Annotated in this window: 28 protein-coding genes and 1 riboswitch; of the genes, 5 read left to right on the top strand and 23 right to left on the bottom strand. The window is 53.9% G+C overall.

Going from position 1 to position 25,240, the window contains the following annotated elements:
- Positions 1 to 125: 125 nt before the first annotated feature.
- From OGY83_RS24875 to OGY83_RS24865, 3 genes are read left to right on the top strand one after another with little or no spacing between them, the layout of a single operon-like run.
- Positions 126 to 1,163: an extracellular solute-binding protein gene (locus OGY83_RS24875; RefSeq protein WP_286637140.1), complete on the top strand. Its 1,038-nt coding sequence runs from the start codon at positions 126 to 128 to the stop codon at positions 1,161 to 1,163.
- On the top strand, positions 1,147 to 2,835 hold the full coding sequence (locus OGY83_RS24870) for an ABC transporter permease (protein ID WP_286637139.1): 1,689 nt from the start codon (positions 1,147 to 1,149) through the stop codon (positions 2,833 to 2,835). The genes OGY83_RS24875 and OGY83_RS24870 overlap by 17 nt, the downstream gene beginning before the upstream one ends.
- A 10-nt stretch (positions 2,836 to 2,845) precedes the next feature.
- The gene (locus OGY83_RS24865) at positions 2,846 to 3,529 is read left to right on the top strand and encodes an ABC transporter ATP-binding protein (RefSeq protein WP_079939855.1); all 684 of its coding nucleotides are present in this window, start codon (positions 2,846 to 2,848) and stop codon (positions 3,527 to 3,529) included.
- 24 nt (positions 3,530 to 3,553) lie between these two features.
- Here OGY83_RS24865 and ldtA read toward each other — a convergent pair whose 3' ends face one another.
- From ldtA to pduF, 23 genes are all read right to left on the bottom strand, one after another.
- Positions 3,554 to 4,483, bottom strand: a complete 930-nt coding sequence (ldtA, locus tag OGY83_RS24860) for a L,D-transpeptidase (protein ID WP_286637138.1) — start codon at positions 4,481 to 4,483, stop codon at positions 3,554 to 3,556.
- Between the two features lie 127 nt (positions 4,484 to 4,610).
- Entirely contained in the window at positions 4,611 to 5,675 is a 1,065-nt protein-coding gene (gene cobT, locus OGY83_RS24855; protein WP_286637137.1) for a nicotinate-nucleotide--dimethylbenzimidazole phosphoribosyltransferase, read from the bottom strand.
- 24 nt (positions 5,676 to 5,699) lie between these two features.
- A complete protein-coding gene (gene cobS / locus OGY83_RS24850; RefSeq protein WP_286637136.1) occupies positions 5,700 to 6,443 on the bottom strand; it encodes an adenosylcobinamide-GDP ribazoletransferase in 744 nt (247 codons plus the stop codon).
- A complete protein-coding gene (gene cobU, locus OGY83_RS24845; RefSeq protein WP_286637135.1) occupies positions 6,440 to 6,985 on the bottom strand; it encodes a bifunctional adenosylcobinamide kinase/adenosylcobinamide-phosphate guanylyltransferase in 546 nt (181 codons plus the stop codon). Before cobU ends, cobS begins: the two co-directional genes overlap by 4 nt.
- Positions 6,982 to 8,502, bottom strand: a complete 1,521-nt coding sequence (locus tag OGY83_RS24840; RefSeq protein ID WP_194210693.1) for a cobyric acid synthase — start codon at positions 8,500 to 8,502, stop codon at positions 6,982 to 6,984. The genes cobU and OGY83_RS24840 overlap by 4 nt, the downstream gene beginning before the upstream one ends.
- Positions 8,499 to 9,314: an energy-coupling factor ABC transporter ATP-binding protein gene (locus OGY83_RS24835; protein WP_003839037.1), complete on the bottom strand. Its 816-nt coding sequence runs from the start codon at positions 9,312 to 9,314 to the stop codon at positions 8,499 to 8,501. The genes OGY83_RS24840 and OGY83_RS24835 overlap by 4 nt, the downstream gene beginning before the upstream one ends.
- An 8-nt stretch (positions 9,315 to 9,322) precedes the next feature.
- On the bottom strand, positions 9,323 to 10,000 hold the full coding sequence (locus tag OGY83_RS24830) for an energy-coupling factor ABC transporter transmembrane protein (protein ID WP_191228785.1): 678 nt from the start codon (positions 9,998 to 10,000) through the stop codon (positions 9,323 to 9,325).
- On the bottom strand, positions 9,987 to 10,268 hold the full coding sequence (locus OGY83_RS24825) for an energy-coupling factor ABC transporter substrate-binding protein (protein WP_003030289.1): 282 nt from the start codon (positions 10,266 to 10,268) through the stop codon (positions 9,987 to 9,989). The genes OGY83_RS24830 and OGY83_RS24825 overlap by 14 nt, the downstream gene beginning before the upstream one ends.
- Positions 10,269 to 10,270: 2 nt before the next feature.
- Positions 10,271 to 11,008 carry a cobalt ECF transporter S component CbiM gene (cbiM, locus tag OGY83_RS24820; protein ID WP_003834098.1) on the bottom strand — a complete coding sequence of 246 codons (738 nt, stop codon included), beginning with the start codon at positions 11,006 to 11,008 and terminating at the stop codon, positions 10,271 to 10,273.
- The gene (locus OGY83_RS24815) at positions 11,005 to 11,718 is read right to left on the bottom strand and encodes a cobalt-factor II C(20)-methyltransferase (RefSeq protein ID WP_286637134.1); all 714 of its coding nucleotides are present in this window, start codon (positions 11,716 to 11,718) and stop codon (positions 11,005 to 11,007) included. Before OGY83_RS24815 ends, cbiM begins: the two co-directional genes overlap by 4 nt.
- Positions 11,715 to 12,509: a sirohydrochlorin cobaltochelatase gene (gene cbiK / locus OGY83_RS24810; protein WP_123267446.1), complete on the bottom strand. Its 795-nt coding sequence runs from the start codon at positions 12,507 to 12,509 to the stop codon at positions 11,715 to 11,717. Before cbiK ends, OGY83_RS24815 begins: the two co-directional genes overlap by 4 nt.
- 10 nt (positions 12,510 to 12,519) lie before the next feature.
- Positions 12,520 to 13,305 (bottom strand): cobalt-precorrin-6A reductase, encoded by a 786-nt coding sequence (locus OGY83_RS24805; RefSeq protein ID WP_123267447.1) that lies wholly within the window; start codon positions 13,303 to 13,305, stop codon positions 12,520 to 12,522.
- Positions 13,302 to 14,027, bottom strand: a complete 726-nt coding sequence (locus OGY83_RS24800; RefSeq protein ID WP_032943891.1) for a precorrin-3B C(17)-methyltransferase — start codon at positions 14,025 to 14,027, stop codon at positions 13,302 to 13,304. The genes OGY83_RS24805 and OGY83_RS24800 overlap by 4 nt, the downstream gene beginning before the upstream one ends.
- Complete coding sequence (gene cbiG, locus OGY83_RS24795; RefSeq protein WP_191214357.1) at positions 14,027 to 15,082, bottom strand: cobalt-precorrin 5A hydrolase; 1,056 nt, start codon at positions 15,080 to 15,082, stop codon at positions 14,027 to 14,029. Before cbiG ends, OGY83_RS24800 begins: the two co-directional genes overlap by 1 nt.
- Positions 15,063 to 15,836 carry a cobalt-precorrin-4 methyltransferase gene (locus tag OGY83_RS24790; protein ID WP_003030275.1) on the bottom strand — a complete coding sequence of 258 codons (774 nt, stop codon included), beginning with the start codon at positions 15,834 to 15,836 and terminating at the stop codon, positions 15,063 to 15,065. The genes cbiG and OGY83_RS24790 overlap by 20 nt, the downstream gene beginning before the upstream one ends.
- The gene (locus OGY83_RS24785; protein ID WP_003834109.1) at positions 15,829 to 16,398 is read right to left on the bottom strand and encodes a decarboxylating cobalt-precorrin-6B (C(15))-methyltransferase; all 570 of its coding nucleotides are present in this window, start codon (positions 16,396 to 16,398) and stop codon (positions 15,829 to 15,831) included. The genes OGY83_RS24790 and OGY83_RS24785 overlap by 8 nt, the downstream gene beginning before the upstream one ends.
- Positions 16,388 to 16,993 carry a cobalt-precorrin-7 (C(5))-methyltransferase gene (locus OGY83_RS24780; RefSeq protein WP_286637133.1) on the bottom strand — a complete coding sequence of 202 codons (606 nt, stop codon included), beginning with the start codon at positions 16,991 to 16,993 and terminating at the stop codon, positions 16,388 to 16,390. The genes OGY83_RS24785 and OGY83_RS24780 overlap by 11 nt, the downstream gene beginning before the upstream one ends.
- Positions 16,987 to 18,123 (bottom strand): cobalt-precorrin-5B (C(1))-methyltransferase CbiD, encoded by a 1,137-nt coding sequence (gene cbiD, locus OGY83_RS24775; RefSeq protein ID WP_123267450.1) that lies wholly within the window; start codon positions 18,121 to 18,123, stop codon positions 16,987 to 16,989. Before cbiD ends, OGY83_RS24780 begins: the two co-directional genes overlap by 7 nt.
- Positions 18,120 to 18,752: a cobalt-precorrin-8 methylmutase gene (locus OGY83_RS24770; RefSeq protein ID WP_008785140.1), complete on the bottom strand. Its 633-nt coding sequence runs from the start codon at positions 18,750 to 18,752 to the stop codon at positions 18,120 to 18,122. Before OGY83_RS24770 ends, cbiD begins: the two co-directional genes overlap by 4 nt.
- A gap of 10 nt (positions 18,753 to 18,762) precedes the next feature.
- The gene (cbiB, locus tag OGY83_RS24765) at positions 18,763 to 19,722 is read right to left on the bottom strand and encodes an adenosylcobinamide-phosphate synthase CbiB (protein WP_286637132.1); all 960 of its coding nucleotides are present in this window, start codon (positions 19,720 to 19,722) and stop codon (positions 18,763 to 18,765) included.
- Complete coding sequence (locus OGY83_RS24760) at positions 19,719 to 21,098, bottom strand: cobyrinic acid a,c-diamide synthase CobB (RefSeq protein WP_286637131.1); 1,380 nt, start codon at positions 21,096 to 21,098, stop codon at positions 19,719 to 19,721. The genes cbiB and OGY83_RS24760 overlap by 4 nt, the downstream gene beginning before the upstream one ends.
- An 88-nt stretch (positions 21,099 to 21,186) precedes the next feature.
- A riboswitch (cobalamin riboswitch) is annotated at positions 21,187 to 21,361 on the bottom strand.
- Between the two features lie 332 nt (positions 21,362 to 21,693).
- Positions 21,694 to 22,605, bottom strand: coding sequence for a transcriptional regulator PocR (gene pocR / locus OGY83_RS24755; protein WP_079939839.1), 912 nt, complete (start codon positions 22,603 to 22,605; stop codon positions 21,694 to 21,696).
- Positions 22,606 to 22,808: 203 nt separating this feature from the next.
- A complete protein-coding gene (pduF, locus tag OGY83_RS24750) occupies positions 22,809 to 23,618 on the bottom strand; it encodes a propanediol diffusion facilitator PduF (RefSeq protein ID WP_003030258.1) in 810 nt (269 codons plus the stop codon).
- A gap of 525 nt (positions 23,619 to 24,143) precedes the next feature.
- Between pduF and pduA the strand changes: the two genes are divergently transcribed.
- Both pduA and pduB read left to right on the top strand, forming a co-directional pair.
- Positions 24,144 to 24,425, top strand: a complete 282-nt coding sequence (pduA, locus tag OGY83_RS24745) for a propanediol utilization microcompartment protein PduA (RefSeq protein ID WP_003030255.1) — start codon at positions 24,144 to 24,146, stop codon at positions 24,423 to 24,425.
- A complete protein-coding gene (pduB, locus tag OGY83_RS24740) occupies positions 24,425 to 25,237 on the top strand; it encodes a propanediol utilization microcompartment protein PduB (protein WP_003834129.1) in 813 nt (270 codons plus the stop codon). The genes pduA and pduB overlap by 1 nt, the downstream gene beginning before the upstream one ends.
- Positions 25,238 to 25,240 lie beyond the last annotated feature (3 nt).

The following is a 25,240-nucleotide window of genomic DNA, read 5'->3' as shown; positions in this document are numbered from 1 at the left end:
ATGTAAATCGTTTAAACTTTGCAATTATTGTAAGTGCTAGTGATTATCATTTATTGTACGCGAGCCAAAGGAACGAGCCCCCCGCTCGGTTCACTGTACGTTCCAATTACTCTGGGATATAAACGATGAATTCTCTGCCTCGCGCCGGACTGCGCCGTATCACACTTGCCTCTGCCCTGGTCTTCTCAGTTAGCCTACCGGCTTTCGCTCAGGAAACATTAACGCTCTACACCACCCGTGAACCGGGTCTGATCCAGCCCTTGCTTGATAGCTGGACCAAAACCAGCGGCATCAAAGTCAGTACGGTCTATATCAAGGACGGCATGCTTGAGCGCGTTAAAGCTGAAGGTAAAAATTCACCTGCCGACCTGCTGATGACCGTCGATGCCGGTAATCTCATTGATTTAGTGGAAGCGGGTGTAACTCAGCCAGTAGAGTCAGAAGCACTGAAAACCGCTATTCCGGCTAATCTGCGCGGCGCAGATAATCAGTGGTTTGCGCTGTCGATGCGTGCCCGCGTGCTGTATGCCGAGAAGTCACTGCCAATCGATAACTGGCATTACGAACAACTCGCCAGTCCTGAGTACAAAGGTAAAGTCTGTATTCGTTCCGGGCAGCACCCGTATAACACGGCGCTGATCGCCGCAATGATCGCTCATCACGGCGAAGCAAAGACCGAAGAATGGCTGCGTGGCGTGAAAGCTAACCTGGCGCGTAAAGCAACTGGTGGCGACCGCGATGTTGCTCGCGATATCCTCGGCGGCATTTGCGATATTGGTCTCGCCAACTCCTATTACGTCGGCCATATGAAAAACGCCAAAGAAGGCAGCGACGCTCGTCAATGGGGCGATGCGATTAAAGTCGTTAAACCCACCTTTGAAAAGGGCGGTACACACGTCAACATCAGTGGTGCAGCTGTAGCCCGCTATGCGCCAAATAAAGCCGATGCCGTTAAGCTGATGGAATATCTGGTTTCCGCACCTGCCCAGCAGCAGTATGCGAAAGCGAACTTCGAATACCCGGTACTGAAAGGTGTGACGCTGGACCCGGTTATCAGCGCTACCATCGGTGAAATCGACGTCGATAAAACGCCGTTAACCGAAATAGTTAAATATCGTAAACAAGCTAGTCTGCTGGTAGATAAAGTTGGATTCGATCAATAAGCCTCTGCAGTTTCCGACGTTACGCGGCCTGGTTTCCGGGCCGCAGTCATTATTAACGCCGCTACATCTTGGCGCGCTGTGTGTCGCACTTGGCGTTCTGACACCGGTCATTGCGCTGATTTGGCAGGCGACCCAGTCCGATTTATCTCACTGGGATAATCTCCTGACGTATGTCCTGCCTGCCGCACTAAAAAATACCGTGCTGTTATTAGCCGGTGTCGCGGTGATGGTCGGCGTGATTGGCGTAGGCAGCGCATGGGCGGTAACGGCATGGGATTTTCCTGGACGAAAAATACTTAGCTGGGCATTACTGTTGCCGCTGGCGATGCCGACCTACATTGTGGCCTTTGCGTGGCTGGATCTGTTGCATCCGATTGGCCCCCTGCAAACCTTTATCCGTTTTTTACTGGGTTTTGATAGCCCAAGACAGTTCCGTCTGCCAGATTTGCGTTCACTTTCTGGCGCAATCATCCTGCTCGGATTAGTGCTTTATCCATACGTGTATCTGACAACCCGCGCCATGTTTATCAGCCAGCCGGCACATTTACTGGAAGCCGCACGCACGCTGGGATGCAGTGCAACCGGAACCTTTTTTCGTGTTGCTTTGCCCATGGCCCGTCCGGCGCTGGCCGTTGGGATCAGTCTGGCACTGCTGGAAACGCTCAACGATATTGGCGCATCGGAGTTTCTCGGGGTACAGACGTTAACCGTTACCGTGTACACCACGTGGATCTCGCGTTCTGATTTATCTGCCGCGGCACAAATTGCCTGCATGATGCTGATGTTTATATTCCTTATTCTGACGCTGGAATTTTATGGCCGCAGAAAACAAGGATTCAGCAGCCGCAGCCTGCGGGAAATTCAACCTACACGCGTACAGGGCTGGCGTGGCTGGCTGCTCGGTGGCGTTATTTCACTGCCGGTTGTGCTAGGTTTTCTGGCTCCGGTACTGTTTTTAATATGGGAAAGCGCCAAACGCATAGGCGATGAGAACCCCCTTTCCTCTTCGTTGCTGTCAGCATTGCAAAATACGCTATCGCTGGCGGCGGGAACTACGCTGGTGGTGGTTTGCGTCAGTATGCTGGTGGCCTGGAGCGCGCGTCATAGCGCCGCAGACAACGCCATGCCAGGATTCCGTCGCGGCGTTATGCGTCTGGCCTCTTTAGGCTATGCGGTTCCCGGCACAATTCTGGCGATTGGTTTTTTAACCCCCGCCATGGCTGTCGACCGCTGGCTGGCAGATTTACTGGATGTTCGCGGCCTGCCGCTGATGTCCGCCGGGATCCTGCTGGTAATTTGTTGTGCCATGCGATTCCAGGCGATTGCCATTGGCGCGCTGGATTCTGGTCTGGGTCGCATTCCCCCCTCGCTGGAACAGGCATCTCGTCTGTTGGGTGAGAATGGTGCGGGGACGTTTGCACGGGTCCATTTCCCATTGCTGCGCCCGGCATTAGTCAGCAGCACCCTGCTGGTTTTTGCTGATGCCATGAAAGAACTACCAACAACGTTGCTTTTGCGCCCGGTCAACTTTGAAACGCTGGCAACGTTGCTGTATGCGGAAGCCGCACGTGGAACCTATGAAGAAGGTGCTATCGCCGCGCTAATGATTGTTTTAGCTGGCACGCTACCGGTTATTTTGTTGGTGCGTCACCAAATGACTCGCCGTGGCTAAGAGAGCAACAATGTCAGAAATTGCATTACGACTCCAGGATGTACACGTTGCTTATGGCAACAGCCAGCAATCGGTACTGAGCGGATTTTCAATGTCGGTACGTAAAGGCGAGATCGCCTGTCTGCTGGGCGCTTCAGGCTGCGGAAAAACCACGGTACTACGCGCCGTTGCCGGATTTGAACGCCTGAAAAATGGCGAGATCTATGTGTCACAGCGCCGTGTTGCCGGTCCCGGCGTTCATCTGCCACCGGAAAAACGTCATGTCGGCATGGTCTTCCAGGAATATGCGTTATTCCCCCATCTGACCGCGCAGCAAAATGTGGCTTTTGGACTGCGCCGCATGCCGCGTGAGGAACAACAGGCCAGAGTGACCGAGTTGTTGAAAATGGTGGAGTTACACAGCCATGCCAACCGCTATCCGCATGAGCTTTCCGGCGGACAGCAGCAGCGTATCGCCCTTGCGCGCGCGTTGGCGCCACATCCGGAAATCCTGTTGCTCGATGAACCCTTCTCCAGCCTTGATAAGCGCACGCGTGAGCGTCTTGGCAACGAGGTACGGGATATTTTGCGCGCCGCCGGGCAAACGGCGCTGTTAGTTACCCACAGTGAACACGAAGCCCAACTAATGGCAGACCATATTGGCGTGGTAAAAATGGGGCAGTATCAACTTAAAAAAGCGACCCATCCGACCTGAAGGTCAACAGGGTCGCCCTGAAAATTAATAATGCTTCTGTACCAGGCTGATGTTCACCGGCATACCGGAGCGCCTTTCCAGTGCCTGACTTCCGCGACTCACATCCACGTCATCCCCGCTGATAAAGGTGCGCAGAGCGGGAGTGACTGGTAAAGGTACCTTTCTGTCAGACTCGTATTCCGAACGATTGCGTGACAGCGGCTCATGGACTTCCACCCAGCGACTACCGTCCGGCTCTTCGCTGTATTTCACCGGTCGGTCAATTAATTGTACACGCGTCCCTACAGGCACCGTATCAAACAGGTACTTGATGTCGTCATTCCGCAAACGGATACACCCCTGGCTTACCCGCAGACCAATACCGAAATTGGCATTTGTCCCGTGAATGGCATAAAGCCTGCCGATATAGATTGCATACAGGCCCATCGGATTTTCTGGCCCCGCAGGAACAAATGCAGGCAAGCTTTCCCCGCGAGCAGCGTATTCGCGCCGGGTATTTGGCGTTGGTGTCCAGCTTGGTGCTTCCTGCTTACGTTCTACCGCCGTCACCCAGTTACGCGGCGTTTCTCTACCCGCCTGACCAATGCCAATGGGTAAAACCTCAACTGTGTTGCTGCCCGCAGGGTAATAGTAAAGCCGCATCTCGGCGACGTTGATGACAATCCCCTCACGCACTGTATCCGGGAGTATCAGTTGCTGCGGCACAACCAGCGTTGAACCCGATTTAGGCAAAAAAACATCGACGCCCGGATTGGCTTCAAGCATATTGCTCAACCCCTGCCCGTACTGAGCGGCAAACGCCTCCAGCGGCCTGGTATTTTCAGGTGGAACCGTAATGGTCAAAGGGTTACCCACCAGGCGACTCCCCTCTGGCGGCAGCGGATAACTCACCGCCTGCGCGCCCTGACTCGCGAGCAGCATAATGAGTGAACAAAGCAGTTTTACACGACGCATCTTTTTCCTTTCCTTCGTCGCAGCAGATATCCGTTAAGTATAGCTTTTATTATCTGTTTTAGTGGGTTACGACATATTTGCGCATAAAAAAACCTCGCCATCAGGCGAGGTTCAGGTTGAGCGATAACTACGCGTCCTTACCATCCGGAAGCACGATGTTACTGGCGGCGAGCTGCCCCATGTTGGTGTACATTGCACAGGCAGCTTCAATAATCGGCATCGCCAGCGCGGCCCCGCTACCTTCGCCCAAACGCATCCCCATATTCAGATACGGATCCAGTTCAAGATGGGCCAGCGCGGTGCGGGCTCCCTTCTCGGCGGAGAAATGTGACGGGATCAGGTAAGGTTTAATCTGCGGTGCAATCTGGCAGGCCGCCAGCGCAGCGGAATACGAAAGAAAACCATCCAGCACAACCGGCAGGCCACAGGAGGCCGCCCCCAACATTACCCCTGCCATGCCGACAAGATCGAATCCACCAACTTTCGCCAGCACATCGACACCGTCATGGCGATCCGGTTGATTGACGGCAATTGCCCGGCGTACAACGTCTACCTTATTCCCCACCCGAGAAAGAGGAAGGTTAGCGCCAATACCCACGACTTCCTCGGCATCACTGCCGGTCAGCACACTGACAATAGCCGCCGCAGGTGTAGTATTTGCCATACCAAGCTCACCGACGCCAAACAGCGTTACACCATCTTTTGCCAGTTCATGGGTATAGCGAATGACTTCCAGCAACAGCTCTTCGGCCTGCGAACGGTTCATTGCCGGGCCTTCGGCTATATTGCCGCAGCCGCGTGCCACACGCATATTCACCACACCGGGAATAGGTTCAGCATCAATCCCGACATCTATCACATGAACCTTCGCCCCCGCCTGAGCGGCCAGCACGCAGACGCCGGTGGTTCCACGCGTCATATTGGCAGCCTGTATAGCCGTGACGATTTTAGGCGAAACGGCAACCCCTTCATCCCACACGCCGTGATCGGCGCACATTACCAGCATCGCTTTGCCATTCACATGCGGCACGCCCTTCAGGCCAGGCATCCCGGCCAATTGTACGGCGAGAGATTCGAGTCGCCCCAGACTTCCCGGCGGCTTAAGCAAGCCGTCGATATGCTGCTGTGCGCGCAGCATCGCGGCACTGTCAGGTGATGGGATCGCGCGGAGTAAAGAGGTTAAAGTCTGCATAAGGGTTCCAGTATGTAGGCTGACTCAGAGCAGAGCCAGCAAGAAAATCAACTCGCCAAGTTCAATGGCAGCGCCCAGCGTATCGCCGGTTTGCCCACCCAACGTGCGTTTTAATAACTGCCCAAGAATAAAAATCGCCACCATTGTGACAACCAGCGCTGCCACGCCGCGCATGCCGGGAAGCAGCACCGCGGCAAGGATCGCTGTTAATCCCAACGTAACGCAGGTTTGACGCCCAGTGACTTTGCCTATAAAAACGTTGCCCAGCCCTTCTTCACGGGCATAGCGATGCCGATACATCAGCAACACCGCCGTTCCTCGCCCGGCGACACATGCCGCTGCCAGCGCGGCCAGCATAGGCGTACCACGCAAAGCCAGTTCGCTCACCACCAGCACTTTCGCCAGTAAAACGAAAATTAACGCCAGTCCACCGTGGGTTCCCAGACGACTGTCGCGCATGATTTCCAGCATCCGCTCGCGTCGGCGGGCCGAAAAAATACCGTCACAGGTATCCGCCAGACCATCCAGATGAAATCCCCCGGTCAGCAGCGCCAGCGTCAGCACCGCAAAAAGGGCCGCCAACGGAATACCGCACCAGGGCTGGAGCGCCATAAAGACCAGCCCCGTCAGCCCTCCCAACACGACGCCAATCAGGGGAAACACCACAATACCGCGCGAATAGTGCTCGAAATCCAGTCCTTGCGACCAGCGAGCAGGAACGGGCAAGCGACTGATAAAAGAGAGCATTGCCCAGAACAACTTACTCATTTAATTTTGACTCCAATTCCTGATACCACCAGCCAGACCTCATCCGCTGCCGCCGCCAGTCGCTGGTTCACGCGTCCTGCAATATCACGAAAATGCCGCGCCAGACGGTTCTCCGGCACAATCCCCATTCCCACTTCGTTAGTGACCAACACGATCTTTGCCGGGCAACGCTGACAGGCTGCGATCAGCGAACGGATTTCATCTTCGATAGACTGCTCCATCGCCGCGTAATCCCAGCTGTCCGGATCGCTGTCACCGCCCAGCGCAAACAGCAGGTTGGTCACCATCGTGGTGATGCATTCCAGCAGAATGGCTTCATGAGGATCGTTCGCGGCCGTGATCAGTTCATCAAGATTTTGCCAACGTTCGGCTGTACGCCAGTGCGCAGGACGTCCATCGCGATGATGCTGAATTCGCGCAGCCATCTCCTCATCAAAAATCTGCGAAGTCGCGATATACAAAACGTTTGGGGAATCAGCAATCAGCGCTTCCGCATGCCGACTCTTACCGCTTCGTGCGCCGCCAGTAACCAGAATCATCATACCGGCTCCCGGTGTTGCTGCATGATGGTATAAATTTTCTCAATATCGATGTGTTGCCGCATCGCATCCGCCAGCAGATCAAACTGCTGCGATTTATATTGCGCGTAATGGAAGGTGGAATCCAGCGGAGCTAACCCTTTACGTTCTCGCAGGCCATTGACCAACGCACGGGTGAAATCATCGCTGTCGAAAAGACCGTGAAGATAGGTGCCGAACGCCAGACCATCCGGAGTAACCGCGCCGTCAACAACGTTGCCGCCGTCTTTGTGCAACGTCATCACCGACCGGCATTCTTCAGTTAACGTCGTTTCGCCCATATGAATTTCATAACCGCGAACGGATAACCCCGCCGTGCCCGCCAGCCAGTCAGGCAACGATGAAGACATTTGTCCCTCAACCAGGGTCGTGGTTTTGTGCTGGGCAAAATGGGTAACTGTATTGAGCAAGCCCAGCCCCGGCAGCGTCCCGAGTCCCGACTCTACTTCATCAATGATGGTGTCACCGAGCATTTGATAGCCGCCGCAAATCCCCACCACCGGTACGTTATTACGATGTAATTGCACGACGCCATGCGCCATCCCGCTTTCACGCAGCCACACCAGATCGCCAAGGGTATTTTTGCTACCCGGCAAAATCACCAGATCGGCCCCCGCCAGCTCTTCAGGCTGACGAACATAGCGCACGCGCACATCCGGCTGCGCAGCAAGCGCATTGAAATCAGTAAAGTTAGATATGTGTGGAATTTGAACAACGGCGATATCGATGTCGCGTTTGTCAGTGCGCAAATACTTGCCCTTTTGCAGCGCAACGCCATCTTCATCTTCCAGATCAACATCCAGCCATGGCATCACGCCCAGTACCGGGACACCGGTCAGCGCTTCAATTTGCGCGATACCGGAGTGCAGCAGCGTCACATCACCGCGAAACTTATTGATGATCACCCCTTTTACCCGCGCGCGTTCGTGATCGTGCAACAGCGCCAGCGTGCCGTAAATGGAGGCGAACACCCCGCCACGATCGATATCCGCCACCAGAACGACAGGGCACTGCGCCATCTCTGCCATGCCCATATTGACGATATCGCGATCGCGCAGGTTAATCTCTGCCGGGCTCCCCGCACCTTCCAGCACCAGCACATCGAACTCCTGCGCCAGGCTGTTATAAACTGACAGGATCTGTTCCCGCAGACGTGGTTTGTACTCGTGGTAACTCACCGCGTCCATATCGGTCGCCACTTTGCCCATCAGCACTACCTGCGCTTTTCGATCGCTGGTCGGTTTAAGCAGCACCGGGTTCATACGCACATCTGGCGTAATGCCAGCAGCCTCAGCCTGAAAAATTTGCGCGCGGCCCATTTCTTTTCCCTCTGGCGTAATGCCAGAGTTCAGCGCCATGTTTTGCGATTTGAACGGCGCGGTATGCAGTCCATCCTGATAAAAAATACGACACAGCCCGGCGACCAATACGCTTTTACCTACATCAGATGCCGTTCCCTGCAACATTATTGCCTGCGTCATGACGCCTCCTTCAGTGCGTTCTCTCGCATACAACTAAAAAATTCAGCCTCTGTTTTACACAGCGGGAAGCCCAGCTCAGTATGCAGCTTCACCAGCCAGGGCTGAGTTAATCCCGCTTGTTCAATAAGATCCGTACGGGCGAAAACGTCGCCTGGCGTGCCGTGCGTGAGCACTTCGCCCCGGCGCAAAACGTACACTGCGTCGCTGACTTCATAGATAAGATCGATATCATGGCTGGAGATAACCACATGATTTCCTTGCGCTACAATACGTTTGATTATCTCAATCATCTGCGTGCGGCCTGACGGGTCAAGGCCCGCGGTGGGTTCATCCAGCAGCAAATACTGCGCCTGTAACACCAACGCCCCGGCAATCGCTACGCGTTTTTTTTGCCCGTGGCTTAGGCACTGAATAGGCTGATGGCGGAAATGCTGAGCATCGACCAGCGTGAGCGCATCTTCCACGCGTCGAGCGATTTCGGCCTCATCCACACCAAGATTGCGCAGACTAAAGGCGATATCGCTGTCGATATCGGTATAAAAAATTTGCTGATCGGGGTCCTGAAATACCGTTGCCACCTGCTGACGCAGCGCCAGCAGGCCGCGCTTGCTGTAATCCAGCGGTTTGCCCTGCCACATCACCGCCCCTTGCTGTGGGCGCAATAAGCCACTCAGGTTCATAAACAGCGTGGATTTTCCGCAGCCATTAGCGCCTACCAGCCCGGTGACGGCATGCGTAGAAAAATCCAGCGTTAGCCCTTTGAGGATCGGGTCATCCTGATAGCGAAACCAAAGCGCTGAGGTGGCAAGCATACTTTTCCTTACAGGTGAAAATCACCCTGATACAGTTTGATATCAAGTGTGGTGGTCATTTGCTGGTAGCGGATCAACACGCGGGTAAACAGTAATCCCACCAGCATTGCCAGAGAGCGGTAGCCCAACGGCAAGCTACGATAACCAAAACGCAGCGTTTGTGCGCGATGAATAGCCAGCGCCTCGTCTAACAGGATAAAAATAAACCGCCAGGTCAGCAGGATCTGCTCAGTTAGCAGGCGAGGAACGTGCGCGCGTTTGAGTAAGATAATTAATTGCGGAAACGGCAGATTCAGTACCAGCCAGAAGGTTGCCGCCAGAGCGGCAAGGCTACGCCAGAACGTTTCATTGGCGGTCACCAGTCCTGGTGCGCTGATCCCCAACCAATAACTTCCCACAGGTATGCTGGCCAACAGCGTCTGCGGATCGCGGCTGATGCTAAACAAAATGGTCACTACGCCAACCGCCAGAAAACCAAACGGTAATGCCATCCAACGGCACCAGCGCCAGACGGAAATACGCAGTAGCCAGCAGCTCAGCGCGGCAATAAGTAAAAGCTCAATACCCTGCCCCAACGGGGGCAGAGTAAACGCCAGAATCATCATCACCAACCAGAGCAGAAATTTCCGCACCGGCGAGACATGAACCCAACGGCTTTGATAGCTAAGCCTGTCAAGCCCGGTCATCACGGCGTTGCCTACCCTTGGTATAACCCAGGATATAGAAAATCACGGCTGCGCCCAGCGATCCCTGGAGTGTAAACAGCAGACTTTCAATTTCACCGCTTGCGGGTTCATACAACGGCTGGAACCAGGGCTCATAGTGCGGGGCAATTGCCTGAATCTGACTTTCCGCCTCACCGTCTGAACCGCCGTACTCCCCACCGTGGTTGATAAAGAACGGCAGGATCACCAGCGCCACTACCATGCCCAATATAATCAGCGTCTTTTTCATCGTTAATGCCCTTGTGCGGTTATCAACTGGCGTTTGGTTAGCTGATCGTAAATCAGCACGGTGAGTAACCCTTCCGCAATCGCAATTGGGATCTGCGTCAGGCAGAAAATCCCCATGAACTTAATGATTGAGCCGGTAGCGCCAGCAGAGGGATCCGGGAACGCAACGCCCAGCTGTACCGAGGTCACGAAATAGGTGACGAGATCCGCCAGCATCGCACACAGGAAGACGCAGACATCACGACGCAGCCCCGCGCGGCAGGCCATTTTCCACACCATGTAACCCACAACCGGGCCAATTACCGCCATCGACATGCCGTTCGCGCCGAGCGTTGTCAAACCACCGTGTGCCAGCAGCAGAGCCTGGAACAGCAGGACAATCGCCCCAAGGATGGCTACCACGCCCGGTCCAAACAGGATAACCGCCAGGCCTACACCGGTTGGATGTGAGCAGCTTCCGGTGACGGAAGGAATTTTCAGCGCCGACAGCACAAAAATAAAGGCGCCACACAGGGCCAGCAAAACCTTCTGGTGGTTATCCTCCTGCACAATTTGGCGCAGACGTACCAACCCGTACCACAGGCAGGGTAGAAAAAGCAGCCACCAGGCCAGCGCCCACATCGGCGGCAAGAAACCTTCCATGATGTGCATGGCGAACGCTTGTTCAGGAACAATCATCAGTAATAGCGCCGCAGCCAACCCGCTGAAAGACAGCTGTTTTAGCTGTTGTTCGAGCTTCATTGTGCATACTCCCACTGTTTATTGACCAGAATGGTCGAGAAATAAGGCAGCGGCTGATCGTCGCTCACCTCATCGAGATGACGCCAGCACTGTTCACCTGGCAGCGTGGCTTCAGACATCATCAATGCGCAGTCCAACAAACCCTCTTGTTGCAGCAGCGCTTTGATACGCGCAAAACGACCGTACACTTTCATCAATACCAGACTGTCATGCTGTTTTAACGCCTGCTGGATTTCCGCTTCCGGCGCGGTACAGGAGACCACCGCCAGTGACTGCTGCTCAATAGCGAGCGGCGTTTTTGAACGCGCAGCAATCGCCGCGAAAGACGTGACGCCAGGAACGATTTCCAGCCAGTCAGGACAACCAATACGTTGAAGTAAAAAGACCCAGGTGCTGAACAGCATCGCATCGCCGAGAGTAATAAACCCCACCTGCTTACCGGCCTCGACTTCCTGAACCAGCGCAGCAGCAACTTCATCCCAGACGGCCTCTTTTTCAGCGCTGTCGGCACTCATGGGAAAATGGCAGCAGCGGACTTCGGTCTGCTCGCCGATGTACTCACGTACAATCGACAATGCCAGACTGTCGCCGCCTTTACGCCCGGCAGGCGCATAGAGAATATCCAGCGCGCCGAGCGTGCGTGCGCCACGCACGGTAATCAGGTCGGAAGCACCTGGCCCGGTGCTCAGTGCATACAGTTTTCCGCTCATGCAGCTTCCTCCAGCGCAACATTAAGCGCCTGCTGTAAATGTGCCACGAACATGGCGCGAACCGCTGGGTTCTCACCCAGACCACTAAGCCACGGCGTAGCCGGTATCCCAGCCGCATTGAACAACGTTTTCCAGGAATCGTCTTCGTCGGAGGCCATGTCGTTGATGGCATGGTCCCCAGCGACTAACATCAGCGGCATCAAATGCACCGCCGTCACCCCTTCCTGAGATAAACTTTCAATCAGCACATCCACTTCTGGATAGCTTTCCACTGCCCCAACCCGTGCCGGAAAGCGCTGCGCCGTCATCATGTGGTCGAGACAGGCATAGGCGGCAAAAGCATGGTGGCTGGCGCCGTGCCCCATAAACACCACTTTTTCACTTTCGCCAAGCGTCGGCATCTGCTGTTGCAGCGCCAGCATCAACTGTGCGTAATCTTCATGGCTGCTCAGCAGCGGTACACCCAGCGTCAGGCGTGAAAACAGCGGGCGCATACTTTGCACTTCGCGGACAATTTTTTCGTATTCGTCGCCATTGATAATATGCAGCGACTGAATAGCCACATCCTGATACCCCTGCTCCGCCAGTTTTTGCAGCGCCTGCAGCGGCGTGTCGATTTCAATGCCGTCGCGCTGCTTGAGCTTGCGGATTATCATTCCAGAGGTAAACGCCCGGAACAGGTCGCGGTCAGGGCAGCTGGCTGCGAGATCGCGCTCACAGGCCACAATATTTTTCTCACAGGTGTCGTGATAGCTGGTGCCAAAGCTGACCACCAGAAGCGCCTTTTTCATCTCTAACTCCTTAAGCAGCGGCCAGCCAGCGCGTTAAACGCGCCCCAAAGGCGGCCTGACTTTCCAGTAACTCTTCTCCCGTCACCAACGGTGCCGGACGTGTAATCACGATGCAGGGGATTCCGGCATCCAGACAGGGTTGAACCTTTTCCTGATAACCACCTTCAGCGCCTGAAGCCTTAGTGATCACCACATCAGCCTGACACTGGCGATAAAACGCGGCGTTGAACTCGGCGCTAAACGGTCCGCACAGTGCGAAGATTTCACCGACGCCAAATCCCAGATCCGCGCATTGCTGAATGACCTCAGGAACAGGCAGAACACGCGCCAGCAACGTTTTTTCAGGCAACCCTTCGCGCCAGATAGCCAGATCTTTACTGCCGGTCGTCAGCAGCACGCGATCGCCGAAGCGTCGCGCCACCTCACAGGCTTGCGGAATACTTTGTACGGTATACAGGTGCGGGTGAGTTAAGCCGCTCAACTGCTCAGGGCGCTGATAGCGGCTCAGCAGTACGCCCGCCGCTTCGCAGGCGCTCATGATGTTACGGCTCACCACCTCGGCGTACGGATGAGAGGCATCGATCACCCAGCGCGTCCGATTTTCCTGTAGCCAGGCAATCATTTGTTCACGTTCCAGACGCCCGCAGCGCACCTGGCCTTTGATGTCTCCCGCCAGCTGTTTCCCTGTTGGGGTTGCAACTGACAGGGTGTAGGCCACGTTTGCAGCATCCAGTTGCTGGCACAGCATGCGCGCATCGCTGGTACCCCCCATGACCAACACATCACCGTAATTCACAGCACATAACCTCGTGGTGTGATCATCAGACCGTCCTGAACATAGGTTGTTTTGTTACCCACGATCACAAGGCTAGTCATATCAACCGGTTCGAAATCCATTTCACCGAGCGTGGTTAACCATTTTTCCTGCTTTTTACGTCCGGCAGACTTCACAATACCAACCGGCGTTTGTGCGCTTTTGCTGGCGGAAAGTAGCTCAAATGCGCGCGCCAGATGACCTTCGCGACCCCGACTGCGCGGGTTGTAGAAACAGATTACAAAGTCTGCTTCCCCGGCGGCAATGATGCGTTTTTCGATAACCGGCCACGGCGTTAACAAGTCGCTTAAGCTGATATGGCAGAAATCGTGCATCAACGGCGCGCCCAGCAAAGAGGCGGCGGCAATGCTGGCGGTCATGCCTGGGATTAGCCTGACCTCAACATCCAGCTTTTGCTTGCTGACCAGTTCGAGCACCAGCCCGGCCATACCATAAATCCCCGCGTCACCGCTACTGATCAGCGCCACGTTGTGACCCGCCTGTGCCAGTTCGATCGCCGCCTGGCAGCGTTCAATCTCTTTGCACATCCCGGTTTTGATCACCTGTTTGTCACCCGTGAACGCTTTTACCAGATGGGTGTAGGTTTTATAGCCAACGATGATTTCCGCTGCCTGCAGTGCTTCAACGGCTTCCATGGTCATCATTGCCTGCGAGCCAGGGCCAATTCCAATTACGCTTAACATCAGTGTGAAACTCCCAAAGTGATAGTGACGCCCTGTTCTCGCAGGGTCTCGCCTAACAGTTTTCCGTGGCTCAACAGCCAGGCTGCAGGACCGGAAACGCTTCCTGTACCCACCGTTTTACGAACAAACGATGAGGCCGGAAAACGGTGCTCATGCTCACGCAGCGCGTCAGCAGTAAAGGTTTCGAAAGGAACGCGACAGCACGAAGCCAGTTGGATAAGACCCTGTTCATCTTTTTTCAGCGTGATGCTGCCAATCGCTTTTAGCGCCAACGGATCGAGCTGTTGGGCTTCAAGTTGCCGAGCCAGCAGCGCAGCCAGCAGCGGGAACGGCGTATCACGGCGACAGCCAATTCCGGCCACAACCCGCTGTGGCACCAGCTTCCAGTGCGTAACAGGCAGGTCAGGTAAATTGGTGCGCAAGGTGATGCACACCAACGCATCCAGCTCGGGGAGCTGGTTAAGATCGGTGACCGTGATAAAACCGCGCCGGTCACAATGGCTGACATCCTGCGTAAGTTCGTCATCCCACCACAGACCAACCCGTTTATTGCTGACCAGCATCTGATTCACGATCTTCACCGCCGAACGGAAATCACTCATCCGGGCGTTGAGTTGAAATGCCAGCGTATCCAGTGCCGCCATATCGTTCACATCCGTCGCGGTGGTGATCACCGGGTCGGCACCCAACATGCCCGCCAGATAACGCGCCAACGCATTGGCACCGCCCGCGTGACCGGAGAGCAGGCTGATGACATGCTGGGCACGTTCATCAATGACCACCACTGCCGGATCGCAGAATTTGTCATTGACCAGCGGGGCCAGTACGCGCACCGCAATACCGGTCGCACCGATAAAAATCAGCGCCGAGTAATTCGTAAACGCTTCGCGGGCGGTATTCGCAAAGCCGTTTTCGAAGGGAATAAACCCCTCCTCCAGCAGCTTTTCACTGGTAAAACAGGTAACCGGCAGCATGGCTGCCAGACGTTTCGCCAGCACAACGCCGCCAGGAGTCAGGCAAAAAAGCGCAATTGACTCAGGCTTTACGGTATTCATGGCTAAAGTCCGCCGCATAGAGTTTGGAGTAGTGATACTCCGAGCCCAGGAAATTACCGACCAGAATAAGGGCCGTTTTACGGATGCCCGCATCGCGAACCTTGTCGCCAATATCCGCCAGGGTCCCGCGCACGGTCTGGCTTTCTGGCCAGGTCGCCTTGTAGATCACCGCCACGGGAGTGGTCGCCGGATAGCCGCCTTCAATCAGACGCTCAGCCACCCGATGAATACGCTGGACGGAAAGATAAATCGCCATTGATGTCTGGTGGCTGGCAAAAGACTCCAGCTGTTCACGCTCTGGTACCGGGGTGCGGCCTTCCAGGCGCGTAATGATCAGGCTCTGTGAAACTTCGGGCACGGTATACTCAACGCCCAGCTCTGCCGCCGCGCCGAGGAACGCGCTGACGCCGGGTACCACCTGCCAGTCAATCCCGCGTTTGGTCAGCTCCTCACCCTGCTCGCGTACGGAACCGTACAACGAGACATCGCCGGTTTGCAGACGCACAACGGTCTTACCCGCTTTCACTCCAGCTTCCATCAGATCAAGGATCTGCTCCAGATGCAGTTCGGCACTGTCGTGACATTCAGCACCGGCAGGGCAATACTCCAGCAATTCCGTGTTAATCAGCGATCCGGCGTAGATAACAACCTGCGCCTGCTGGAGCAACCGGTAACCTTTGAGGGTAATCAGCTCGCGATCGCCAGGACCAGCGCCAACAAACCACACGCTACGGGGATCAAAAATCTCAGACATGGTTTCCTTCCTTCTGACAGGCGATAACAAATACGGGGTTATTCGGTTTGAAATAGTGACCACTGCCAAGCGTGGCAAGCGAGGAAACCTGTAATTGCAGGCAATCCACACCCTGTACGCCAAGATGGTCCAGATGTGCCAGCGCGGTGTTGAGGTTTTCCTGGAGGATGAACGTCATCACCAAACGCCCTGCGGGATGCAATTGACGCATTGACCAGTCAATCAGTTCGGTCAAATGGCCGCCGCTGCCGCCCATGAAGATGGCATCGGCCTTTTCCGTGATGGTCATTGGTGCGACGCCGGGAAAAATATCGATATTTGCGCAGGCAAAATGCTGGCGGTTTTCATCCAGCAATCTGAGCGCCGCCGGGTTACGTTCGATGGCCGTCACGCGCAATCCTGGGTATTGCAACGCCGCCTCTATCGACACGCTGCCGGTTCCGGCACCAATATCAATCAGGTGACTGGCGCGGTGTAATTCAAGTTTTGAGAGGGCAAGTGCGCGTACCGCTTCTTTGGTCATCGGCACTTTCTCTCCACGCAGAAACAGCTCATCTTTCATCGAGGATCACCACTGCATTCATGTCATAGTCGGCGTTAACTTCACGCACAGGCAGGAAATGGATCTTTTCATTTTCCATCGCCAGGTTTTCGCCAATCACCATCCAGCGATGCCCCTTGCCTCGTGCAATGAGCTGCTGCGCGATTTCACGCGGGCCACACAGCGCATCAGTCACCATCGCCACCTTGTTATGTCGCGCCAGCTCATCAAAACAGACGCTGCGGCCATGGCTACTGGTCAGCCACATATCGTTCATATCAATACCGGACTGCGCGCACAGGTACTGCACCGCGCTAATGCCCGGAATAATCCGCACATTCTCAACACCAAAATGCGCCACCATGCGCGTCCCGATGCCGTAAAACAGCGGATCGCCAGATGCCAGTACCACAACATGCTTCTCCTGGTGTGCGCTAATCCAGCTCAGGAGTTCCGGGATATTGGCGCCAAGAGCAGACTGTTCACCGGCAAAATCCGGGAATTGCTGCAAATGCCGCTTTCCACCGACCAGAACATCAGCCGTCGCGACAGCTTCTCGTGCCGCAGGCGTCATCAAATGCAAACCGGCGGGGCCCATCCCTACAACGGTTAACATTGCATCTCCTCCGCAATTTCTGCGACCGGGCGATTACTGCCAAGAACCTGATTATCAAAGGAAAACATGATGGCATCGCAGGTTGGGGGATTTTTGGTAAAGCGCAATGTTTGCAGGACGCGCATACAAATGCGCTGAGCCAGATGGTCATAAATGTGCTGGAAACCGTACGCGTCGATATGTTCCATCGCCGCTTCGGTGGTATCGCACTCGCTGACCAACGTCAGCAGCTCCAGCGGTGCGCCAAGTAGCGCGAGGTGAGCCACCAGCGTTTCCATACGGGCATCGGCAATATGGCTATGGGTGTGGAAGATCCCCGCCGCGATTTTGACGAGCTTCCCGGGGTGTCCCACCAGCACGATTTGCCGGAATCCCAGACGTACGGCTTCTTCAATCATGTAGCCGACAAAGTTGCTCATAGTGACCACAACCTGAGAGTCGATACCCATCTGCTCGCGTACAAAACGCTCGCCGTGGTTTCCCGGCACCAGTACGACACGCTCCAGCCCAGCCGCCCGCTTAATTTCCAGCTCCAGCGACAGCGAACGTTTCCAGCTCTCTTCCGACATCGGCGTGACAATACCCGTGGTGCCGATAATCGAAATGCCACCCAGAATGCCAAGGCGGGAGTTGTAGGTTTTTTGCGCCCGTTCTTCGCCTTCTGGCGCGAAGATTTCAATCTGCGCCCCACGATTTGGGCCAATCGCTTCGCGGACGGCTGATTCAATGGTCTGGCGAGGTGTACGGTTAATCGCCGAACTGCCCACCGGCAGGCCAATCCCTTTGCGGGTTACCGTACCGACCCCTTCACCGCCCTGTAAGGCAATCACGCCACTATCGTCTAACGTCACGCGGGCAAAAATTAGCATGCCGTGGGTGGCGTCCACATCATCACCACCGTCTTTGCGGATGGCGGCTATCGCCTGCTGCCCTTCGATATGCGGCGACTCCACGTTCAGGCACAGCGTCACCCCGGAAGGCGTGACGATGGAAACCTGATGGATAAGGTGTTGGCGCAATACCATCAACGCTGCCACTTTTGCCGCCGCCGTGGCGCACGATCCCGTGGTATATCCTTTACGCAGCGCTTTACCGTTGTGCCACACCGGCGTATCGAAGGCCTCGCTCATCGCGCCCCCTGCATGTGATAAAGCATGGCGTTGACGATAGCGGCGGCGACGTTGCTTCCCCCTTTACGGCCTAAAGCTGCAATGGCGGGCAAATTGCTTTGGGTCAGGGCATCTTTCGACTCTTCTGCACCAACGAACCCAACCGGTACACCCACCACACCGCTGACGGCAACATCATGCTCGAGCAGGCGGAACAGCGCAGTCGGTGCGTTGCCAAAGACAAACAGCTTTTCCCCCTCTTCCTTCACCGCAATGTCGACAGCAGCCATTGACCGGGTAATCCCCTGCTCTTTTGCCGTACGCACAACCCGCGGGTCGCTGATGTAGCAGCGGCATTCACCGCCGAATTTTGCCAGCAGCGTTTTATTGATCCCGGAAAGTGCCATCGTGGTATCGGTATAAATCACGCTCGAACGGCTAAGCGCGGCACAAAACTGCTCGAGCACATCACTGGAAAACCACAGAATGTCCAGCCAGTCGAAATCCGCCGTCGTGTGAATAACCCGCTTGATAATGGCTTCATGTAACGGACTGGCAAACTGATAGTCCGGACGGGTTTCACGGATGATCTCGCCAATAATGTCGAAACTTTTGGCTTCAATCGCCTGGGGTTGCTGGATATATTGCATTATGTTGTCCTCAGGCTACACCGACCCACAGCCACCGCAGCGCAATAAACAGCGCCAGTGCCAGCGTCGATGCCACCCACATCAGTCGAATCGTATGGGAAATGTCGTCTACCGAAATGTCGCGTTGTGCATCACCGATCCACGGTTTCTCAACGCGCTCGCCAAAGTAGTCATTAGGACCACCCAGACGAATGCCTAATGCTCCGGCTACGGATGCCTCTGACCATGCACAGTTTGGGCTGCTGTGGTTGTAGCGATCGCGCCAGCCAATCTGTAAAGCTCGCGAGCCGTCTTTACGGCATAAAAATGCCGCCACGCCCAGCAGCAGCCAGCTCAGTCTTGCAGGAATAAAGTTCGCGACATCGTCCAGACGCGCGCTGACCATACCAATAGCGCGGTATTTTTCATGTTTGTAACCCACCATGGAGTCAAGGGTGTTTACCGCTTTGTAGGCCATCGCCAAGGGCACACCGCCGAGAAGGAGAAAGAACAGCGGCGCGATAATTCCGTCTACAGTGTTTTCAGCCACGGTTTCCACCACCGCGCAATTGATCTGCTGCGGTTGCAGTTGTGAGGTATCACGCCCCACAATCCACGATAGTTTTTCCCGACTCTCAGCAAGGTCACCGGCCCGAAGCGGACGTTCGACATCCTGCGCGGCGTTTGCCAGGCAGCGCCCGGCCAGCACGGTAAAGATCATCCATACCTCTACCACCCAGCCCAGCCAGGGATGAATAGATTCTGCCAGTACCAGCACGCCCCAGGACACTGCCCAGGTCAGACCAACCACCACAATCCACATCACCGCACCGCCGATGCGCAGCGCACGGTCGCTATGGCAATAACGCCGAACAATTCGCTGCACGGCAGAAATCAGATTGCCAATCCAGCGCACCGGATGCGGCCAGTTCTGCGGATCGCCGATGATAAAATCAAGCAGCCAGGCAACACACCACGCCAGGATCGTCATAGCGCGCTCCTCGCAGCGGCCAGCCAGTGGTTAAGCATCTGCGGACGTTGAGCAAAATGAACGTGTAGATAGCTGGCGAAGGTGTTTCCGACCTGCCAGCCGCCGGACCAGGCTTGCAGCGTTTTACCATCGCGCACTTTGCGACAGTTCATCACCGCTGGTGTTTCAGGGGTAAAATCAGAATAGTGGAATTCATGTCCGCGAAGCACTTCGCCTTCTGCTGCTAACAATGTTTGCTGTGCGGCCTGCGCTTCACAGTAGCCAAATCGGGTCAGACGTTTCCCCATTTTGCTGTGGCCGGGAATGATATCCGCCATCAGCCAGGTATCGCCATTGCTGTCCTCAAGCGAACTGCCGAGATACATCAGCCCCCCGCACTCTGCATAAATCGCGACGCCACGTTGATGTGCCGCTCGCAGTTGCTTCAGCATTGAGTCATTGCGAGCCAGCGCCGCAGCGTGTAGCTCAGGATATCCGCCACCTAACCAGATCATCTGACAGTCGGGTAAGCACGTGTCGTGCAGCGGGCTAAAACGAACAATATTTAGCCCCGTACGTTCCAGCAGCGTAATGTTGTCCGGGTAGTAGAAGTTGAAGGCTTCGTCATCGGCAATTGCAAGCGTTAGCCCTGCTCCGGCGTCTGCGGCAGGTAGCGCGGGCCATTCACCAGCAGGAAGAACGGTTGACTGGCTTAATGTCAGCAGCGCGTCAATATCAAGGGCTTGCTCCAGCGTCGCGGCAAAAGCCTGCCACGGTTGCTGATTGATAACCGACTCACGTGCGGTTACTAAACCCAGATGTCGTTCGGGAAGGGCAACCCCATCCATACGGGGTACGTAACCTAAGACAGGTACATCGCAGTAACGTTCGATTGCGACTTTCAGTAACTGGTAATGCGTTTCGCTGTTAACCCGATTAACAATAACGCCGGCGATGTTCAGGGTGGGATCAAAATGCTGAAAACCCATTACCGTTGCGGCGATTGAGGTGGAAACGGCTTTGCCATCAACCAGTAAGATGACCGGGCAGCCTAACTGTTTAGCCATCGCGGCGGTGCTGCAGTAGTTTGGGTCGGTACCATAGCCGTCATACAGCCCCATCACACCTTCAATAACGGCGATATCCGCATGTTGCATCTGCTCGTTGAATAGCGCGTTCAGCGTGGGGATGGGAAGCATGAAGCTATCAAGATTGCGGGAAGCGGTACCGCATACCGCTGTATGCCAGCCGGTATCAAGGTAATCAGGACCCACTTTGCAAGGCTGGACGCGTAAACCGCGTTTTTTCAACAAGCTCAACAAGCCCAGCGTCACCGTGGTTTTACCACAGCCGCTTCCGGTACCTGCAAGAACAAATGCGTGAAAATTGGCCGCCATACCCTGATCCTGTTCAGGGTGGTAGGGGTGTAGAGATACCCAGTCTCTCGACTGTATGCATCTGAACCACCCACTTCCCACCGAAGTTGTTGGTAGTCACTGACAGGCAGGTCTTCTGGCTTAGCGTCATCCTCACCCGTCCTTCCCAATCTTGCGATCAGTGGTCCATACGGGGTCGTCAGCATCACAGCAGCGGGGGCTGCGGGGGATTCTCACCCCCTTCCCTACCACAAATGTGGCAAACCTGTCAGTTCAAGAGCCTGGTTAATTAAGCTCTCTGTTATGAGGTAAATTCACGACCTCATGACAATAATTCAATTTAATATCTTTCCGAGTTCATGCAGCCAATTTTCTGGCCTTAACCCACTTATTCATACGTTCACTTTTTGAATGAAAGTATCAGCTAAGAATAAAGAAAGTCATTCACACAGACACTGTATCTCATCACAAAAATAAAAACTGGTGCAGTTTATCCCTCTAATACCATTATTTTGTTGCGCTATGACAATTTATTGACTGCTGTTGTTAAATTTCATTTTATAATGACTGACATAGCGCCCTATATCAAAAATCGGCAATAGCAAAATATTGCTATTTAAGCGGATTCATCGCGTGAAATGACATTTATTTGCTGACGAAATGCCTGCGGCGTAACCTGATAGGTCTGGCGGAAAACTTTGCAAAAATAACTTGTTTGCGAAAAGCCTAAATTACGCGCAATGCTGGCTATGCTCCAGTCACTGTGACAAAGCAACTCTTTGGCACTGGCCATTCTTTGCTGGTTTACCCATGCGTTAAAACCAATACCCTGATATTTTTTGAACAATTTGCTGAAATAGTAAGGGCTAAGGAAAACATGAGAGGCAACATCTTCCAGACGCAGCTCGTCTGATAAATGTGCATCAATGTAGCGCAGGGCTTTTTTCATTTTACTGTCATGGGGGTTGGTACTGCGGTTAGCGCGTACCGGCTCTGACTGCTGCGGATTATCTTTGATAACAACAAAATTGAGTTGTTTCTTAAGGCAATTTTCGACGATGAGCTTGAGTAAATCCGCTGAGGCAATGACTCGAGAATAGTCCATCTCAGGCACATTACGGAACTCGTTGACCAGTTCTGGATCGGCTTGCCAGCGGTCATCGACGTTCAGAATATCAACGAGGCCCACATCATTACTTAAGCGTACTTGTCCACAAAGCACAAACCCTACCAGGTGTCCCGCGATGACCAGCGGAATTGAGAAATCGGTAAGCCCGGCATGACAGCGGTAAATGCAGGGTTGATCGGATTTAGAGGCTTCCAACCCTCCACAGCGGTCGCTCATACGACAACGCGTACTATGCTGAGGATGCTGGCGCATCAACTGGCAAAAAGGAGTGAAATTAAAAAGCTCAGAAATTTCATCACCGTGAATATTGACAACCACAACAGCCAGACTGGTGGCCTGTGCAAAATCCTGTGCGATTTTATTAATGAGTTCTGAGTTCAGGGCACTCGCAGAAATCATGATAAAACCTCTCAGTTAATTTATTGTTATAAATAAAACATATTATTCACACATTCATTTTCATCTCGCGATCCGGTGCGCTGATGAAAGTAAGCATTGAACATAACAAAAGTCTCCCATTCTTGGGAGACTTTTTAAGCCGTTCAGGAAACCGGATCACGAAAACAGTTTTTACCTTTCAATAATAAACATCTTTCGTGAAGCTAGCTCTCGTTTTCCTCCAACTTACACGAATTACACGGTAAATTTTTGCCAATAAAATAACGATAAATTGCTGCGCCCGCACAGGCGCCAATGATAGGAGCCACAATCGGCACGATAAAGTAAGGGATATCGCGCCCACCGGTCATCGCAACATCACCCCACCCGGCCATCCAGGCAAACAATTTAGGACCAAAGTCACGTGCCGGGTTCATCGCAAAGCCGGTAAGTGGACCGGTGGATGCGCCGATAACAGCAACCAGGATACCAATCAGCAATGGTGCTAACGGGCCTTTTGGAACACCGTTACCGTCGTCCGTTAGCGCCATAATCATCCCCATCAGAATGGAGGTAATCACCACTTCGACCAGTGCGGCCTGCCAGACACTCAGTGCGGCGGCAGGATACGTGCTAAAAATGCTGGCAAGCTGCAGGCTTTCCAGACTGCCGCGCACCATTTGGTGGGCTGATTCATACTCAATAAATAAACTGCCGTACAACAAATAGGCCAGCATAGCGCCACCAAAGGCACCCGCTATCTGAGCGACGGAATAAGGCAGTACTTTACGCCCCGGAAAACAGGCAAACAACCAAAGTGCGATGGTAATAGCGGGATTGAGATGGGCCCCAGAAATTCCGGCTGTCAGGTAAACTGCAAGCGAGATCCCCAAGCCCCATATGATGCAGATCTCCCACAATCCCAAACTGGCACCCGCGACTTTCAGGGCGCTCAGGCACCCAATACCAAAAAACAAAAATAGCCCGGTACCCAAAAATTCAGCAATACATTGCGCTCTTAGTGAATCGTTCATTGTGACACCTTCTAAGCAGAGTTCGTGTCTTTACCAGCGGACTCCTTGCTGGCAGGAAGATTACTTCAAGGCTTACTATAAAAATCTGTATCGGCAAATTGTTGGCAATCTGCAAGCGACATGCTCTTCAAAATCGTGTTGTGATAGCAAATTCTTGCTATCACCTTTATTAAAACAGGCGATAAAACGAGGTTCTCCCCCATTAAAAGTATATTTTCAAAATAATAAAATATTGCGAACAGCAGAATTCTATTTTCAAACGATCATCACAATTTCATTTTTCTCGCATAGCAAATGATATTTAAACTGTCACTCGGAAAAGTGTAAATATGGAATTAACATAACCAAATAGTCACATTACTTAAACCAAAAACAATCAACAAAAACAAAGCGTTATAATGATTTATAGCAATTTTATCTCACCATAACCCCACTATTTTTTCACTCTTACTTTCAACTCAGCCATTCTTTTTCCTCGCTTCTTTTTATAGTCATGAAAATCGGGACAACCCAGGCGAGGTCTTTATGCAACAAGAAGCGTTAGGAATGGTAGAAACCAAAGGCTTAACTGCAGCCATAGAGGCCGCAGATGCAATGGTGAAGTCAGCCAATGTAATGCTGGTCGGCTACGAAAAAATTGGTTCGGGGCTGGTAACAGTCATTGTCCGTGGCGATGTCGGCGCAGTCAAAGCAGCAACAGATGCAGGTGCCGCCGCAGCCCGTAATGTGGGAGAAGTGAAAGCCGTACACGTCATCCCACGCCCGCATACCGATGTAGAAAAAATCTTACCGAAGGGAATTAGCTAATGAGCAGCAATGAGCTGGTTGAACAGATCATGGCGCAGGTGATTGCTCGCGTGGCAACGCCGGAACAGCAGGCTATCCCTGAAAATAATCCTCCAACACGAGAAACGGCTATGGCAGAGAAAAGCTGCAGTTTAACGGAGTTTGTCGGTACCGCGATTGGCGATACCGTCGGTCTGGTAATCGCCAACGTAGACAGCGCCCTACTGGATGCGATGAAACTTGAAAAACGTTATCGCTCCATTGGCATCCTTGGCGCCCGTACTGGCGCTGGCCCGCACATCATGGCCGCGGATGAAGCGGTAAAAGCCACCAATACTGAAGTCGTCAGTATTGAGTTACCACGTGATACCAAAGGCGGCGCAGGTCATGGCTCGCTGATTATTCTTGGCGGCAACGATGTTTCCGACGTGAAACGCGGCATTGAAGTCGCACTGAAAGAACTGGATCGCACCTTTGGCGATGTTTATGCCAACGAAGCCGGTCACATCGAAATGCAGTACACCGCACGCGCCAGCTACGCACTTGAAAAAGCCTTTGGCGCACCGATTGGCCGTGCCTGTGGCGTTATCGTCGGCGCGCCAGCATCCGTTGGTGTCCTGATGGCCGATACTGCCCTGAAATCCGCCAACGTGGAAGTTGTTGCCTACAGCTCCCCAGCCCATGGCACCAGCTTCAGTAACGAAGCCATTCTGGTTATTTCGGGTGACTCTGGCGCTGTTCGTCAGGCCGTTATCTCCGCCCGTGAAATCGGTAAAACCGTTCTCGGGACCCTCGGCTCAGAGCCGAAAAACGATCGTCCGTCCTACATCTGATAT

This window comes from Citrobacter sp. Cpo090 (assembly GCF_030332665.1).
Taxonomy (GTDB): Bacteria; Pseudomonadota; Gammaproteobacteria; order Enterobacterales; family Enterobacteriaceae; genus Citrobacter; species Citrobacter portucalensis.
This window is presented reverse-complemented; position numbering and strand designations above follow the sequence as displayed.